Source organism: Paenibacillus sp. CMAA1364 (assembly GCF_054373195.1).
The window spans coordinates 1-772 of record NZ_JBITNB010000070.1 but is presented as its reverse complement, the minus strand read 5'-3'; the positions used below and the strand labels follow the sequence as shown (position 1 = coordinate 772).

General features: G+C 36.7%; 1 protein-coding gene. It reads left to right on the top strand.

The annotated features are described in order from the left end of the window. The first annotated feature begins 40 nt into the window (after positions 1–40). Positions 41–592: a GNAT family N-acetyltransferase gene (locus tag ACH8E3_RS16690; protein WP_458633774.1), complete on the top strand. Its 552-nt coding sequence runs from the start codon at positions 41–43 to the stop codon at positions 590–592. Positions 593–772 lie beyond the last annotated feature (180 nt).

Genomic DNA, 772 nt, shown 5'->3' with positions numbered 1-772 from the left:
AAACGTTAGACGAAATGACCTTAAAGAGAGGAATGGACCAATGATTTTTCCAGTACTTGAAACCGAAAGGATGATTCTCCGACAATTGCGTCTAGAAGATGCAGTTGATTTATATGACTATTTTTCAAATGATGAAGTAACAGAGTTCTATGATTTAGATAGTTTCTCAGAACTGAAACAAGCAGAAGACCTAATAAAGATTTGGAATGAGAGATATATAAATTTACAAGGTTACAGATGGGGAATAACTCTTAAAACTGAAGATCGAATTATCGGAACTTGTGGATTTCATAAATGTTCAAAGAAACATTTTAAGGCTGAAATCGGATATGAATTAACACCCGAATACTGGCATAAGGGATTGATGACCGAAGTGTTAGGTGCTGTAATCAATTATGGATTTGATGAACTTGAATTAAACCGAATAGAAGCAGTAATACATCGTGACAATGTCAATTCAAGAAAGCTATTAGAGAAATCAGGATTCAATGAAGAGGGATTATTAATGGAATATTTTTATGAGAAGCAGAGATTTGTTGATGCTGTAATTTTTTCAAACTTGAAGAAGGATTATAAGAACGTCTTAATGTAATTCTATGGAGAAGGTCACCTCGTCTAACAATACATTCTTGCTTCGTCGCGTTCGCTCCTTGGTCGCCAAGATGAATTACGGAGAAGTGATTTCAGGCGACACATCCAACCGGCTAAGTCTGACGACCCATTCCCTTCGGTCACTTAAGCCGCTTGAACGTCAGTAATGCGCGAACGTTAT